This is a genomic window from Variovorax sp. LjRoot84 (assembly GCF_964254305.1).
GTDB lineage: Bacteria > Pseudomonadota > Gammaproteobacteria > Burkholderiales > Burkholderiaceae_C > Variovorax.
This window is the reverse complement of the sequence record NZ_CAXUTE020000002.1, coordinates 1,391,949-1,405,758: the sequence shown is the minus strand read 5'-3', so window position 1 is coordinate 1,405,758 and position 13,810 is coordinate 1,391,949. Positions and strand designations below refer to the sequence as shown.

Annotated in this window: 15 protein-coding genes; 9 read left to right on the top strand and 6 right to left on the bottom strand. The window is 64.2% G+C overall.

What is annotated here, in order from left to right; genetic code table 11:
* Positions 1-117: 117 nt before the first annotated feature.
* From ACSQ9I_RS37530 to ACSQ9I_RS37500, 7 genes are all read left to right on the top strand, one after another.
* Positions 118-1,386, top strand: a complete 1,269-nt coding sequence (locus tag ACSQ9I_RS37530; protein ID WP_436316988.1) for a TolC family protein — start codon at positions 118-120, stop codon at positions 1,384-1,386.
* A gap of 27 nt (positions 1,387-1,413) precedes the next feature.
* Positions 1,414-3,069, top strand: a complete 1,656-nt coding sequence (locus ACSQ9I_RS37525; protein WP_436316987.1) for an efflux RND transporter periplasmic adaptor subunit — start codon at positions 1,414-1,416, stop codon at positions 3,067-3,069.
* The gene (locus tag ACSQ9I_RS37520) at positions 3,066-6,236 is read left to right on the top strand and encodes an efflux RND transporter permease subunit (RefSeq protein WP_436316986.1); all 3,171 of its coding nucleotides are present in this window, start codon (positions 3,066-3,068) and stop codon (positions 6,234-6,236) included. The genes ACSQ9I_RS37525 and ACSQ9I_RS37520 overlap by 4 nt, the downstream gene beginning before the upstream one ends.
* Entirely contained in the window at positions 6,223-6,591 is a 369-nt protein-coding gene (locus tag ACSQ9I_RS37515) for a hypothetical protein (protein ID WP_436316985.1), read from the top strand. The genes ACSQ9I_RS37520 and ACSQ9I_RS37515 overlap by 14 nt, the downstream gene beginning before the upstream one ends.
* 53 nt (positions 6,592-6,644) lie before the next feature.
* Positions 6,645-6,950 carry a hypothetical protein gene (locus ACSQ9I_RS37510; RefSeq protein WP_436316984.1) on the top strand — a complete coding sequence of 102 codons (306 nt, stop codon included), beginning with the start codon at positions 6,645-6,647 and terminating at the stop codon, positions 6,948-6,950.
* A gap of 90 nt (positions 6,951-7,040) precedes the next feature.
* Complete coding sequence (locus tag ACSQ9I_RS37505) at positions 7,041-7,334, top strand: hypothetical protein (RefSeq protein WP_436316983.1); 294 nt, start codon at positions 7,041-7,043, stop codon at positions 7,332-7,334.
* Between the two features lie 111 nt (positions 7,335-7,445).
* Complete coding sequence (locus ACSQ9I_RS37500) at positions 7,446-7,889, top strand: copper-binding protein (protein WP_436316982.1); 444 nt, start codon at positions 7,446-7,448, stop codon at positions 7,887-7,889.
* A gap of 710 nt (positions 7,890-8,599) precedes the next feature.
* Here ACSQ9I_RS37500 and ACSQ9I_RS37495 read toward each other — a convergent pair.
* Together ACSQ9I_RS37495 and merC are read right to left on the bottom strand one after the other, a co-directional pair.
* The gene (locus tag ACSQ9I_RS37495) at positions 8,600-8,890 is read right to left on the bottom strand and encodes a GDCCVxC domain-containing (seleno)protein (protein WP_436316981.1); all 291 of its coding nucleotides are present in this window, start codon (positions 8,888-8,890) and stop codon (positions 8,600-8,602) included.
* Entirely contained in the window at positions 8,887-9,309 is a 423-nt protein-coding gene (gene merC, locus ACSQ9I_RS37490) for an organomercurial transporter MerC (protein WP_436316980.1), read from the bottom strand. The genes ACSQ9I_RS37495 and merC overlap by 4 nt, the downstream gene beginning before the upstream one ends.
* 66 nt (positions 9,310-9,375) lie before the next feature.
* Here merC and merR point away from each other — a divergent pair, with 66 nt between their 5' ends.
* Positions 9,376-9,786: an Hg(II)-responsive transcriptional regulator gene (gene merR, locus ACSQ9I_RS37485; RefSeq protein WP_436316979.1), complete on the top strand. Its 411-nt coding sequence runs from the start codon at positions 9,376-9,378 to the stop codon at positions 9,784-9,786.
* An 80-nt stretch (positions 9,787-9,866) separates the two neighbouring features.
* On the opposite strand, the gene ACSQ9I_RS37480 is transcribed toward merR, so the two are convergent.
* Positions 9,867-10,178 (bottom strand): hypothetical protein, encoded by a 312-nt coding sequence (locus tag ACSQ9I_RS37480; RefSeq protein ID WP_436316978.1) that lies wholly within the window; start codon positions 10,176-10,178, stop codon positions 9,867-9,869.
* Between the two features lie 633 nt (positions 10,179-10,811).
* Here ACSQ9I_RS37480 and ACSQ9I_RS37475 point away from each other — a divergent pair.
* Complete coding sequence (locus ACSQ9I_RS37475) at positions 10,812-11,990, top strand: low temperature requirement protein A (protein ID WP_436316977.1); 1,179 nt, start codon at positions 10,812-10,814, stop codon at positions 11,988-11,990.
* Here ACSQ9I_RS37475 and ACSQ9I_RS37470 read toward each other — a convergent pair.
* From ACSQ9I_RS37470 to ACSQ9I_RS37460, 3 genes are read right to left on the bottom strand one after another with little or no spacing between them, the layout of a single operon-like run.
* Positions 11,966-12,319: an antitoxin Xre/MbcA/ParS toxin-binding domain-containing protein gene (locus tag ACSQ9I_RS37470; RefSeq protein WP_436316976.1), complete on the bottom strand. Its 354-nt coding sequence runs from the start codon at positions 12,317-12,319 to the stop codon at positions 11,966-11,968. The genes ACSQ9I_RS37475 and ACSQ9I_RS37470 overlap by 25 nt on opposite strands.
* A 38-nt stretch (positions 12,320-12,357) precedes the next feature.
* On the bottom strand, positions 12,358-13,392 hold the full coding sequence (locus ACSQ9I_RS37465) for a metallophosphoesterase (protein WP_436316975.1): 1,035 nt from the start codon (positions 13,390-13,392) through the stop codon (positions 12,358-12,360).
* 13 nt (positions 13,393-13,405) lie between these two features.
* Positions 13,406-13,810, bottom strand: a complete 405-nt coding sequence (locus ACSQ9I_RS37460) for a helix-turn-helix domain-containing protein (RefSeq protein WP_436316974.1) — start codon at positions 13,808-13,810, stop codon at positions 13,406-13,408.

The window sequence follows — 13,810 nt, the reverse complement described above, 5'->3', positions numbered from 1 at the left end:
CGCGTGCCCGCGAGTTCCTGCTCGCACCTGCACAAGCCCCGTTCGACCTGATTGCGTTCGTCCACTGGAGATCTCATGTTCATCGACTCTTTTTCTTTCAGCACGCCCGGTGGTGTGATGCTGTGGCGCAAGCTCACCGTTGGCATCGCCGCGATGCTCGCCATGGGCGCCGGCGTAGTACACGCCCAAGCCCTGACCCTTGACCAGGCTCTGCGCCTCGCCGAGAACCGTTCTCGCCTGCTCGTGGCCCAGGATGCCGCCGCTTCGGCCGCACGGAACATGGCGCTCGCCGCCGCACAGCTGCCCGACCCCACGCTCAAGGCCGGCATCAACAACCTGCCGGTCAACGGGGCCGATCGATTCAGCCTCACGCGCGACTTCATGACGATGCGTTCGGTCGGCTTGGCACAGGAATTCACCCGCAGCGACAAGCGCCAGGCGCGTTCCGCCCGCTTCGATCGCGAGGCCGAAACGGCGCAAGCGAAGCGCACGCTCGCCTTGGCGAACCTGCAGCGCGATACCGCTGTCGCTTGGCTGGATCGCTACTACCAGGAGCGCATGCGCGATGCGCTGCTCGCGCAGCGTGACGAAGCACGCCTGCTGATCGAGGCGGCCGACGCTGCGTACCGCGGTGGGCGCGGCTCGCAGGCCGATGTGTTCGCCGCACGCTCCGGGGTCGCGCAGATCGAGGATCGCATCGCACAGACCGAGCGGCAGGTCGCCACGGCCGCCACCCAGCTCTCACGCTGGACGGGTGACGTGGCCGGCCAGGCGCTGGGCGCTCCCCCGAACACGGATGCCGTCGGACTCGACCCAAACAGCCTGGAGCAGGTCCTCGTTCATCACCCGCAAATTGAAGTGATGGCTAGACAGGAGGAGGCAGCTCGCGCCGAAGCGGAGATCGCGCGAGCCAACAAGCATGCCGACTGGAGCGGCGAGCTCATGTACAGCCAGCGCGGATCGGCTTACTCCAACATGATTTCGATCAATGTGTCGATCCCGCTGCAGTGGGACCAGGCCAACCGCCAGGATCGGGAACTGGCGGCCAAGCTGGCGCTGGCAGAGCAGATGCGCGACGAGCGCGAGGAAGCGATACGCGGACACGTGGCGGAGACCCGCGCCTTGTTGCAGGAGTGGCAAAGCGATCGCGAGCGGATCAAGCGCTACGACGACTCACTCATCCCCCTGGCCATGGAGCGCCAGCGCGCCACTCTCGCGGCGTACCGCGGCGGCAGCGGCCTGCTCTCAGCGGTGCTCGAGGCGCGTCGTAGCGAGATCGATACCCGGCTCGAGCGCCTGCGGCTGGCGATGGACGCAGCGCGCCGGTGGGCGCAATTGAACTACCTCGTTCCGGCAGGCCAGGGCCCGGCGGCTGCCAAGTCTTGAGCACGACCACAGACCACAAAGACTCCCATGAAACTCAAACGCCTCATCGCCTTCCTGATTTCCGCCGCGGTCCTGGGCGCCGCCGGCTATGGCCTGTACACGCTTGGCCTGCAGCGCGGCAGTGCGCTCAACGCAGCGCCGAGCTCCAGCGGCGCTTCGTCGCCGCAGGCCGCTGCGCCTGCTGCCGCGCCAGCCAACGAATCGGGCGAGGACGCGACCCGCCGGCACATCGCGGCCGGCATCAAGGCGGGCGACGTCGATCCAGCAAATGGCAGGAAGGTCTTGTACTACCACGACCCCATGGTGCCGGGAAACAAGTTCGACAAGCCGGCCAAGTCGCCCTTCATGGACATGATGATGTCCCCGGTCTATGCCGGAGGCGACGGCGACCAGAACAATGTGACCGTCAGCTCGCGCGTTCAGCAGAACCTGGGTGTGCGAACCGCGGTCGTGTCGGAAGGCACGCTGTCGCCGCAGGTCGCCGCCGTTGGCAGCATCGCTTTCAACGAGCGCGACCAGGTCATCGTGCAGGCACGCGCGACCGGGTATGTCGAGCGCCTGTATGTGCGCGCCACGCTCGACCGCGTGGCCAAGGGGCAGGCGCTGGCGGAGCTCTACGTACCGGACTGGATCGCCGCCCAGGAAGAGTTTCTGTCAGTCCAACGCATGCGCGGCACTGATCTCGCCCCACTGATCGATGGCGCGCGCCAGCGGATGCGACAGGTCGGCATGAGCGAGGGGCAGATCGAACTCGTGGCGCGCAGTGGCCGGACGCAACCGCGGATCACGCTGGTCGCGCCCATTGCCGGCGTGGTTACCGAGCTGGCCGTTCGCGAAGGAATGACGGTGATGGCGGGCGCCACGCTGGTGCGCATCAACGGCTTGTCCACTGTCTGGGCCAATGCCGAAGTGCCCGAGAGCCAGTCGGCGCTCGTGCGACCGGGTGCCAAGGTGCAGGCCAGGAGCCCGGCCGCACCGGGTGAGACATTCGACGGCAAGGTGCAGGCCATCCTTCCCGACGTCAGCCCGACGACGCGCACCCTGAAGGCGCGACTGGAGTTAGCGAACCCGGGCGCGCGGCTGGTGCCGGGCATGTTCGTGTCGATGCAGTTCATGGACATGCGTGCTGAGAAGGTGCTTCTGATTCCGACCGAGGCCGTCATCCAGACCGGCAAGCGCACGGTGGTCATGCTGGCCGAAGAGAACGGACGCTTCCGCCCGGTGGATGTCGAGATCGGCATCGAGAGCGGTGGGCAGACCGAGGTCAAGCGCGGCTTGCAGGCGGGACAGCGGGTGGTCGTCTCATCGCAGTTCCTGATCGACTCGGAAGCGAGTTTGAGGGGTGTCGAGGCGCGCTTGAACAGCGTGCCGGCATCGGGCGCTGCGCCTTCTGGCGCCGCAGCCGCGAGCGCTCCAAGGCACGTGGGCGAGGCCAAGGTGGAAAGCATCAGCAAGGACGCGATGACCTTGTCGCATGACCCCATCGCCACGATGAAGTGGGGCCCGATGACGATGGACTTCAAGCTGCCCACAGGCGGCGCACCGCGCAATGTCCAGACCGGCGACCGGGTGACCTTCGAGTTCTTCATGGACAAGGACGACCTGCCGCAGCTCACCCGAGTGACGCCGATGGCGCCCGAGCCCAAGGCAGCAGCGCCCGCCGCAACCGGAAGCAAGCAATGATCGCCAGGCTCATCCGATGGTCGATCGCCAACCGCTTCCTGGTGTTGCTGGCCACGCTCATGATCAGCGCCTGGGGCGTGTATTCGGTGTCCAAGGCGCCGCTCGACGCGCTGCCGGATCTGTCGGACGTGCAGGTCATCATCCGCACGACCTATCCGGGGCAGGCGCCGCGCATCGTCGAAAACCAGATCACCTATCCGCTGACGACGACGATGCTGTCGGTGCCGGGCGCGAAGACGGTGCGCGGCTATTCGTTTTTCGGCGACTCGTTCGTGTACGTGCTGTTCGAGGACGGCACCGACCTCTACTGGGCGCGTTCGCGCGTGCTGGAGTATCTGAACCAGGTGCAGTCGCGCCTGCCGGCCGGCGCCAAGGCGTCGCTCGGCCCGGATGCCACCGGCGTGGGATGGATCTACCAGTACGCGTTGGTCGACCGCAGCGGTACGCAGGACGCTTCTCAACTGCGCGCCTTGCAGGACTGGTTCCTGAAGTACGAGCTCAAGACAGTGCCCAACGTCGCCGAGGTGGCTTCGGTGGGCGGCATGGTGCGCCAGTACCAGATCGTGCTCGACCCCGACAAGCTCGCCGCCTACAAGATTCCGCATACGAAAGTCGTCGAAGCAATCCAGAAGGCCAATCAGGAGACCGGCGGCTCGGTGCTCGAACTCGGCGAGGCCGAATACATGGTGCGCGCCTCGGGCTACCTCCAGAGCCTGGACGACTTCCGCAAGGTGCCGCTCATGACGACCGACGCCGGCGTGTCGGTGCGCCTGGGTGATGTGGCGCGCATCCAGGTCGGCCCCGAGATGCGCCGCGGCATCGGCGAGCTCGACGGCGAGGGCGAAGCGGCCGGCGGTGTGATCGTGATGCGCTCGGGGAAGAACGCGCTGGAAACCATCGCAGCCGTCAAGGAAAAGCTCAAGACCTTGCAGGCCAGCCTGCCTAGGGGCGTGGAGATCGTGCCCACCTACGACCGGTCGAGCCTGATCGAGCGCGCGGTCGAGAACCTGAGCCACAAGCTGCTGGAGGAGTTCCTCGTCGTCGCGGTGGTGTGTTTCATTTTCCTGTTCCACCTGCGATCGGCCTTCGTTGCAATCGTGTCGCTCCCGATCGGCATCCTGGCCGCCTTCATCGTGATGCACTACCAGGGCGTCAACGCCAACATCATGTCGCTCGGCGGCATTGCGATCGCCATCGGCGCGATGGTCGATGCGGCCGTGGTGATGATCGAGAACGCCCACAAGCACATCGAGCAGTGGAATCACGAGCATCCGGATCACACGCTCGAAGGTGAAGCGCGCTGGCGCGTGATCGCCGATTCGGCAGCCGAGGTGGGTCCGGCGCTGTTCTTCTCGCTGCTCATCATCACGCTGTCGTTCATCCCGGTGTTCACGCTGGAAGCGCAGGAGGGGCGGCTGTTCTCGCCGCTGGCCTTCACCAAGACCTATGCGATGGCGGCAGCGGCGGGGTTGTCGGTGACGCTGATTCCGGTGCTGATGGGTTATCTGATCCGCGGCAGGATTCCCGATGAGAAGACCAATCCGCTGAACCGTTTTCTCATCGCGGCCTACCAGCCGCTGCTGAACGCGGTGCTGCGCTGGCCAAAGCTGACGCTGGTGGGGGCCGCCGTCGTGCTCGTGGTGAGCCTGTGGCCATTGCAGCACATCGGCGGCGAGTTCATGCCACGGCTCGACGAGGGCGACCTGCTCTACATGCCTTCAGCCCTGCCGGGCCTGTCGGCGGGCAAGGCAGGCGAGTTGCTGCAGCAGACCGACCGCCTGATCAAGACCGTGCCCGAGGTCGCCAGCGTCTTCGGCAAGGCCGGACGGGCGGAAACCGCGACAGATCCGGCGCCGCTGGAGATGTTCGAGACCACCATCCAGTTCAAGCCGCGCGACCAGTGGCGCTCCGGCATGACGCAGGACAAGCTGGTCGAGGAGCTCGACCGCGTCGTCAAGGTGCCGGGCCTGACCAACATCTGGGTGCCGCCGATCCGCAACCGGATCGATATGCTGGCCACCGGCATCAAGAGTCCGGTCGGCGTCAAGGTGGCCGGCACCGACCTGGCGACCATCGACCGCCTGACTGGCGAGATCGAGCGTGTGCTCAAGGATGTGCCGGGCGTCTCCAGCGCCCTGGCCGAGCGGCTCACCGGAGGCCGCTACGTGGACGTGAACATCAAGCGCGACGAGGCCGCGCGCTTCGGCATGAACATCGCCGACGTGCAGTCGGTGATCGCCTCGGCGGTAGGTGGCGAGAACATCGGCGAGACGGTCGAAGGCCTGCAACGCTTCCCCATCAACATGCGTTACCCGCGTGAGATCCGCGATTCTCTGGAGAAGCTGCGAACCTTGCCGATCGTCACAGAGCGCGGCGCGCGGCTGGTGCTGTCCGACGTGGCGGACATCCGCATCACCGACGGCCCGCCGATGCTGCGCAGCGAGAACGCGCGGCTGTCGGGCTGGGTCTACGTGGACATTCGTGGCCGCGACCTTCGCTCGGCCGTGCAGGACATGCAGCGCGCGGTGGCGAAGGAGGTGAAGCTGCCGCCGGGCTACTCGGTTTCCTGGTCGGGCCAGTTCGAGTTCCTCGAGCGCGCCACCGCGAAGCTCAAGGTGGTCGTTCCATTCACGCTGCTGATCATCTTCGTGCTGCTGTACCTGACCTTCAAGCGCTTCGACGAGGCGCTGCTGATCATGGCTGCGCTGCCTTTTGCGCTGGTGGGCGGCATCTGGCTGCTGTACCTGCTCGGCTACAACCTGTCGGTCGCGGGGGCGGTCGGATTCATCGCGCTCGCAGGCGTGTCGGCCGAGTTCGGCGTGATCATGCTGCTGTACCTCAAGCACGCTTGGCAGGACCGGATCGACGAAGGCCGCACGGGTAACGCCGATTTGCTGGAAGCCATCCGCGAAGGCGCGGTGCTGCGCGTGCGACCCAAGGCCATGACGGTGGCCGTCATCCTGGCCGGCCTGTTTCCCATCATGTGGGGCAGCGGCACCGGCTCGGAGGTGATGCAGCGCATCGCCGCGCCGATGGTTGGCGGGATGATCAGCGCGCCGCTACTGTCGATGTTCGTCATTCCCGCGGCCTACCTGCTGATGTGCCGACCGGGAGAGCGCAAGGCACGGCGCATCGCGTTCTGGAGGAGGCGTCATGGCATGGCCTGAGCGTCTCCAACGATGCCGCGCGCTGTTGTATGTCGCGCTGTTGCTGTGCCTCACGTTGCTGGGCACGGGAGCCCGGGCATCGGTCGCCACGATGCAGGACGCCGGGCCGGTTGCGATCTCGGTCATGGCCTCGGAGTCCACGCCGATGGCCTCGGATTGCATGCCTTGCGTGCGCTGCTACATCGCTCCGGCGCCATCGACACACGGCATCAGTTGCGAGAGCACGGAACGAGAAGAGCCGGTACTGGCCTGGCCCGTGCAGACAACGTCACCCGCTCCAACATGGTTCTTCGACGCCGGAGGCTGGCGATTGCGATGGCCGGTGCGCATCGCATTTTGCCGGTGGCTGGATTGATCAGATGAAGGTTCCCTCGAACTTTTGCATCTGATCAACCTTAGGAGTACATCGTGAAGAAGCTGCTCATTTCCATCATCGGCGCTTTGGCGCTGGGCGCTGCTTGGCCCGCTCTGGCCGACCCCGACTTTCAAATCATTGAGCGCGCGCGCGCGGCCAGGCAAGAGGCTCTGGTGGCGCAAGCCGCGAGCTCGAGCAAGATGGCGAGCATCGCGGGCAGACCGCTGACATGCCCGCCAGCGCCGCTTGTGCTGCCGCTCGACCATGGGCCGCGGCCGCAAACCACACCCGGGGAAAACCGCCTGCGCAAGGCGCGCTACGAAGCCCAGGTGAAGGCATGTGCGGCCCCCGCGAAGTGAAAGCGCGACGTGATCGTTCCATGCGAGTGCTGAGCGGGTGCTCTGACCCGCTCAGCCAGCGTCATCCCCACATTCTGAACAGGACTTGATATGAAAACCACTCTTGTACTTACCGCAACGAGCCTGCTCGTGTCCGGCGCCTACGCGCAGAGTCAATTGCAAGAGGCTGCGCCGCAGTTCAACAGCAGACCCCAGATCGTGGCGGAGTCCATGAAGGACGCAAGGCCGCGCGGCTTCGTGCCAATCAACGACGGCAGCACAGCCAATGGCGCTGGCTCGGGCGTGATGAAACCCGGCAAAGCCGCATTGACCGGACAGCACTATGCCGATGCACGCGAGGCACGTCCTCATCGACTCCCTCTGCAAGGAGGTACACCGAAGTAGCTCTGTGCCAGACACATACGAATACCAACCACACGCGGCCATCACGGTGGCCGCTCTCTCGGCGGCCTGTCTGAAAGGCGGCCCCAGTTCTTATTTCCAAGGAAACTCATCATGAAACTCGGCTCAACTGCCACGCTGATCGCCGCCTTGTCCTTCTCCGCCGTTGCCTTCGCCCAGTCCGTCGACATGGGGAGCATGAAGATGCAGGACAAGGGCATGAACTGCATGGACATGAAGGATATGAAGGGCATGGACATGCAAGGCATGGATGCCAAGAAGTGCAGCGAGATGATGAAGGGCATGGACAAGAAAGGCACTTCCAAGGCGGCGAAGTCCAAGCCCCATGAGACCGATGCAGTGGTGAAGAGCATCGATGCGGCGCAGGGCAAGGTCACGCTTGCACACGACCCCGTGAAGAGCTTGGACTGGCCTGCGATGACCATGGGCTTTGCGATCAAGGACAAGGCGCTGTTCGACAAGCTGGCTGTCGGCTCGAAAGTCCATGTCAAGTTCGTGAAAGAAGGCGACGGCTACGTTGTCACCTCGGTCAAATAGAGCGGGCCGACACACGGCGGAGAGGACTTTCGAGGATGGCACCGCGGTGGCGATGGCTGCCCGATCGCCATCCCGAGGGATTCTCAGATGAACTTCGCATCGCCGGCGTTGACACGCGGCCTCGCGGTCGCGCTTCGCCACCCGAATCGTGGCGCGCAGCACGGGCTATATGCGCATCCGGCGGACGGCCACGCGGTGTCGGTACTTCGTCCGGTCAGGCGCCATAGGCTCGCCCTCCTGGCTTGCGACGTGCCGTGCCTCCTGCTGATGGAATGCATCGAACCTGGGACGACGATCCTGGGTTGGTGCCGTCGCAGCCGAGCGATCGACGTCGATGGTACGGGGAAGTCTATGAGGAACGATGGACAGGTACGCCTCCTCGACCGCACAAGTGGCCGCAGGGGTCGGTGTCGCCATTCGCTCCAACGCGCAGAGTAAGTGTTCGGCGACCTCGAAGCGCCTTTCGGCGGTCGCTTAGTTGTAGAGCCGTAGCAGCCCCCGTTCCAAGCTGCAGCGAGAATGGACAGCGTGTTTCACAGGGCACCTCCAATGCGGTAGTGCCGAGCCCTGGAAGCACCTTAGACCTTCCCACCAAGGCAAGGTCAAGCGTGCTGGTAGTCAGCTTGACATGCGCCTTGAGGCATCGAAGCACTCGCCCAAGCGCAGACCTGCACCGGCTACTTGCGGCCAATCCATCTACCCTGCGCCTATCAATCAGCCTCGGCAGTTGGGGCGGCTTGGCGAGCGCCGGCGATGGCGCTCAGGCCATCCCCGCAGCATGGCGCCTGCGCCTGGACTGGCGGACACTTCACCGAGCCGAACGAGCAGAACACGCAGCAATCGCCAGGCTTCGGGCGCAACAAGGCCTTGCAGCGCTCGCATTCATAGAAGAACTGGCAGGCATCGACAGGCATCTGCTCGCGCTTCTCGTGGCCGCAGTGCGGACATGTGAGCACCGAGTCGAGAACCGCGGCGCCGTGTGAGCTCTCTGCTCGGGTCATGGGCGCCTCTGTTCGATCGCGCAGTCCTCCGCGTCGCAGCGCTTGTGCGTGGGCGACAGGAGATCCCATAGCGAAACGCCGACCATGAAGGCCAGTCCCGTGTACAGCAGCTCGGCGGTCCACCAATGGCCGAAGAACAGCAGCATGGCCGCAAGGACCATCGCCGGGCCGATCATGCCCAAGATGCTGCGGTGCCACTGGCGGTGACGTAACCAGCCCAAAGCATTGGCGATCAGCGCAACGGCGGCAAACAGCGGCAGCAAGGTGGTGAGAAACAGGCCCTCGTACTCGCTGAAGACGCCAAGGCCCGCTGCAGCGCCGAGGCTCGCCAGGGCCGGAAAACAGGCCGGACACGAGGCGGCAGAGACGATGCTCCCGAGCGCCCCCGCCTTGTCGGCCGCACGCGTGATCCATTCCATCGATCGATTCCTTGTCTGTTCGATGAGCCCACAATACTCCCGTACTCAAGTACGGAGTCAAGCAGTATGAAGCAGCTGATCGACGGCAAATTGAGCATTGGCGCCTTTGCCGAGGCGGCGGGCGTCAATGTGGAGACGATCCGTTTCTACCAGCGCAAGGGGCTGCTGCCGGAACCACAGAGGCCCCGTGGCGGCATCCGGCGCTATGGCGATGCCGATGTGGCGCGGGTGCGCTTCGTCAAGTCGGCCCAGCGCCTAGGCTTCAGCCTCGACGAGGTCGCCGGTTTGCTCACGCTGGACGACGGCACACACTGCGACGACGCGCGCCTGCTTGGCGAGCAGAAACTCGCCGATGTGCGCGCCAAGCTCGCCGACCTGCATCGCATCGAGTCAGCCCTGTCCACCTTGATCGACGAATGCTGCGCGAGCCACGGCACCGTGTCTTGTCCACTGATCGCCGCGCTGCAGGAACAGTAGTCGGGGCCGCGGATCGGATTCCGCGGCGTTCCGCAGACGTCGGATCCAGGGACCCACGTGCAAGCACTGAACAAGCAGCGTCACACGACCCTCAGGATCTCCCAGCGCGGCGTCGCCGAGACAACATAGGGCTCCAGATTCTGGCTCCACTGCTTGTGGGCTTCAATGGCGCCGAGCTTGGTCCACGAATCGTTCAACTCGGCAAGGTCTTGAACGCTGACTTCCAGTTCGATGGTGGACTCCAATGCCCCGATCGAACCGGTCGTGATGCGCAGCTTGTCGGCGCTCCAGCCGACCTGTGCACCGATGTCGCCACACCACTTCTTCAGGGCGTCGATGACGGTTTGCTTGTGCCCGAAGCGGGCGTCGATATGCCAGCGTGCAATCATCATGATGTGTCTCCTTTCAACGTTGACAACAACAAGCCGCCGTCGGTGCGGCATCAGATCCTGGACGGTAGGTCTGAACCTGCGGCATGCCCGACTCTCACAGCATGGATTGCGTATCCGTAGCAAACTCGACAGTACCGCCGTCCCGCGGATCCGACAAGCAAGATCGCAGCGGCCGTGCGAACCTTCAAGGACACCGAGGCAATATGAAACTTCGCGCCATCACCTTCGACACCGGGGGAACCGTGCTCGATTGGCACAGCGGTGTCGTGCGAGCTCTCCACCGGGTCGCTCACCAACAGGATTCGCAAGCCAATTGGCATGCCATTGCCAACGACTGGCGTAGACGCACCATGGCCGCGATCGTCGGCCTAAACCGGCCGACCTTCAATATGGACGATGTACATCGCCGGACCTTCGACGAGTCGTTGGGACGGCTACAACTATTTCCCCGAGAACCCGAAGCTGATGATCGAATGGTTCGACGCGCACATGGGTTGAGCCACACTGTTTTCAATTCGGCGGCTTTGGTGGTGGCAGGTACTGCCCCTTCGACCTTTTCGCCGTGCAACAGTTGTTGTAGCTTCCGGCACTCGGAGCCAAGAGCTCCGATACCGAAACCTCGAAAAATCCGCCATGAATGCCCATGACAGCAGATTGCTACGCGTCCGCGAGGTCCGGGAAGCGCGCGTCACCTCCGTCGAGCTCTTCTTCGACCTGGTCTACGTTTTCGCTGTCACCCAGCTTTCGCACTACCTGCTGGCGAACCTGAGTCCGGCGGGGGCGCTGCAGACATTGATTCTCTGGCTGGCAGTCTTTTATGCCTGGCAGTACACCTCGTGGGCGTTGAACTGGTTCGCTCCCGAAGCGATGCCGGTCCGCTTTCTGTTGTTCGGCATCATGGGGTTGGGGTTGGTGATGGCCGCGGCGCTGCCGCAAGCCTTCACCGGGCGTGGCTTGCCCTTCGCGCTGTGCTACGTGGCCATCCAGGTCGGGCGCACGTTGGTGGTGCTGTTCCTGTTGGGTGGTCGCCACGAACTGACGCCGAACTTCCGTCGCATCCTCGCCTGGTTCTCGCTTTCCGGCGTGCTGTGGATCGCCGGCGCGTTTGCCGAAAGCCAGCTTCGCCTAGCGCTGTGGGGCCTGGCTGTGGTTGGCGAATATGCCTGCATGTCCTTCGGTTTCTGGTTTCCCGGACTGGGGCGATCGCGGAGCACGGACTGGAGGGTCGAAGGCGGCCATCTGGCCGAGCGCTGGCAGCTCTTCGTCATCGTTGCCCTGGGCGAGTCGATCCTGATTACCGGCGCCACGCTCGCCCACGGCAAGGCCTGGGATGCGTCGACTGCGATCGCGTTCCTGGTCGCTTTCCTTGGCAGCCTGGCGATGTGGTGGGTGTACTTCGATACCGGCAGCAAGGCCGCCAGCCACGCCATTGCCCATTCGCACGATCCGGGTCGGCTGGGTGTCCGGTTCGTCTACGCCCATGTGGTTCTGGTCGCCGGCGTCATCGTGTCGGCGGTGGGCAACGAACTGGTGATCGACCATCCGCACGGCTATGTGAGCACCGCCTATGCGGCAGTGCTGATTGGCGGGCCCATGCTGTATCTGCTTGGCAATGCGATCTTCAAGGGGATCGTGTTCGGCCGCCTCCCGCTGTCGCATCTGGTCGGCTTGTCAGGACTGGCGATGCTGACGCCTCTGGCCTACCTCACCGACCCGCTGATGCTGAGCGGCTTGACCACGCTGCTGCTGATCGTAGTGGCGGCGTGGGAGGGCGTGGCTCGACGTCGCTATCGCCAGGCGATCGAATCCTGAGTTTGAAGGTCCGCTTTGAGGGGCAAGTTCGTAGGGCCGCTCCTGGCCGCGAGCACCAGTTCGCGGCCGCGCCTGGCAGCTGACCTTCGGCGTGATCGCCCGGCTGGCCAAGGTCTGCTATCAATCTGAACCGGGAGATCGGCCCAGTTGTACACGCCGTATTCGAGACGCATGAGGAACTCCATAACCGCATGCGCACCTTCTTCCGTACGAAGAAGGTCCCTCGGTCGCGCGCCGTCCAAGACCATGGCAGGCGAGAGAACCCATCTTCTCGCGGCCTCGCGCGTGCCGAGAACATCGACCGCCTTTGACAAGGTGCGCGCCACCATTGCCCTGTGAGTCGGATCCTTCGATACCATTGATCACCTCAGGCGACACCGCCGTGTTGAATTGAAACCAGAATCGACCGCACTCGCTCAGAACCGCCCGCGGCAGCGAACTCTGCTGGCGTTCGGCCGTCAAGATGTTCATGCGGCTTGTTCAACCAGGCATTGGCCTTCGCGCCGAACACCAGCGCGGCGAGAGCCGGTATGTCCATTTGATCGAAGCCTTGCTCCGGGTTCCCCGAGGTGCCGACCTCGACGACCAGTCTAGGGTCGAAGTCCTTGTTCTCGAACTCCCCGTGCCAGTTCAAATAGCCACGCGGGTTGCACACCACCCGGCAGCCATCGACCTGATAGTCGAAGCTGTCATGCGTGTGTCCATGCACCCAAAGCACCGGCACCTTGAAAAACTCGGGCAGCATCTCGTTGACGAAGCCACCAGAGGACCAGTCCTCGGCGAATCGCGGTGCCAGCGACTTGCGATGCGGCGCATGGTGGGTCACCACGACCGTGGGCCCTCCGAATGGCTCGACGAGCTTCCTGCGTAGCCAGGAGCGATGCCGCCTATGGATCTCCAGGGTATCTAGTGGTACCAATCGCCGCGTGCCGCGCGAGTTCGAAGTGTGCGGGTCGTCGACTCGGATGGCGGAGTAGTCAGCCAGGTAGCGCGAGCATTCCGTCATCGAGCGATGCCGGTCAGACAGCAGCCGTACAGGCTGCCCTGCAAAGCCTGCGTTGTCGATGCGCAGGCGAAAGTCGGTCCACAACGTGCAGCCGAGGAAGCGCACGCCGGCAATCACGACCTCGTTGCAATCGAGGAAGTGAACGCCCTGCCCTTCAGCCTGGCGCCGCATCTCGGCCTCTTCCTGCTCCAACGCAGACTCGTAGTACTCATGGTTGCCGGCGATCAGCACGATCGGCCTGTCCCCAAATCGGGCAGGACTGCGCAGCCAGCGCGCGACCACGCGGCCAGGCGCGGCGATGTCACCCGCCAGGATGGCCAGGTCGTAGTCCAGACCCTTCGGAATTTCGAAGGTCTCGAACTCAGCGTGGAGGTCGGAGAGGATCAGGAGTTTCATGTTTCGATCAATGTTATTCGGCCATAGCAGCGGCCAGGACACGCGCAAGCGGCGCTCCTTGCTCGAGGGCCACGCGCGGCGTCAGACCGTCCAGCGCAGGCGCCGGCGTCTCCAGGAAGTCCAGCACCTGCCATGCGTCCTTCGAGCCAAGGCATTCGGCAATCGGCTGAATCGACGCCCAGGCCGACGGTTCGAGCTGCCATCGAGGCACCCTCATCTCCCGGTCTGGGCCGACGACCCCAATGCAGCGGCCGCCGCTGATCCAATTCGCGATGGTCGAGGCATCTACCTTCATGAGCGAAGCTGCCTCATCCACCGTGATCATGTCGGCCGCGCGCGCACGATCGTGGCGATACTTCTGCCCTTCACGAAGCAAGGCTAACGTCTCAGCGGCATTCGCGTAAAGACCTTTGGTCAT

What these genes read in the sequence shown, in the direction of transcription:
- ACSQ9I_RS37500 (WP_436316982.1), top strand. Translation starts at nt 7,446, where the DNA reads ATGAAACTCGGCTCAACTGCCACGCTGATCGCCGCCTTGTCCTTCTCC.
- merC (WP_436316980.1), bottom strand. Translation starts at nt 9,309, where the DNA reads ATGGAATGGATCACGCGTGCGGCCGACAAGGCGGGGGCGCTCGGGAGC.
- ACSQ9I_RS37475 (WP_436316977.1), top strand. Translation starts at nt 10,812, where the DNA reads ATGAATGCCCATGACAGCAGATTGCTACGCGTCCGCGAGGTCCGGGAA.
- ACSQ9I_RS37505 (WP_436316983.1), top strand. Translation starts at nt 7,041, where the DNA reads ATGAAAACCACTCTTGTACTTACCGCAACGAGCCTGCTCGTGTCCGGC.
- ACSQ9I_RS37460 (WP_436316974.1), bottom strand. Translation starts at nt 13,810, where the DNA reads ATGACCAAAGGTCTTTACGCGAATGCCGCTGAGACGTTAGCCTTGCTT.
- ACSQ9I_RS37520 (WP_436316986.1), top strand. Translation starts at nt 3,066, where the DNA reads ATGATCGCCAGGCTCATCCGATGGTCGATCGCCAACCGCTTCCTGGTG.
- ACSQ9I_RS37470 (WP_436316976.1), bottom strand. Translation starts at nt 12,319, where the DNA reads ATGGTGGCGCGCACCTTGTCAAAGGCGGTCGATGTTCTCGGCACGCGC.
- merR (WP_436316979.1), top strand. Translation starts at nt 9,376, where the DNA reads ATGAAGCAGCTGATCGACGGCAAATTGAGCATTGGCGCCTTTGCCGAG.
- ACSQ9I_RS37495 (WP_436316981.1), bottom strand. Translation starts at nt 8,890, where the DNA reads ATGACCCGAGCAGAGAGCTCACACGGCGCCGCGGTTCTCGACTCGGTG.
- ACSQ9I_RS37530 (WP_436316988.1), top strand. Translation starts at nt 118, where the DNA reads ATGCTGTGGCGCAAGCTCACCGTTGGCATCGCCGCGATGCTCGCCATG.
- ACSQ9I_RS37465 (WP_436316975.1), bottom strand. Translation starts at nt 13,392, where the DNA reads ATGAAACTCCTGATCCTCTCCGACCTCCACGCTGAGTTCGAGACCTTC.
- ACSQ9I_RS37525 (WP_436316987.1), top strand. Translation starts at nt 1,414, where the DNA reads ATGAAACTCAAACGCCTCATCGCCTTCCTGATTTCCGCCGCGGTCCTG.
- ACSQ9I_RS37480 (WP_436316978.1), bottom strand. Translation starts at nt 10,178, where the DNA reads ATGATGATTGCACGCTGGCATATCGACGCCCGCTTCGGGCACAAGCAA.
- ACSQ9I_RS37515 (WP_436316985.1), top strand. Translation starts at nt 6,223, where the DNA reads ATGGCATGGCCTGAGCGTCTCCAACGATGCCGCGCGCTGTTGTATGTC.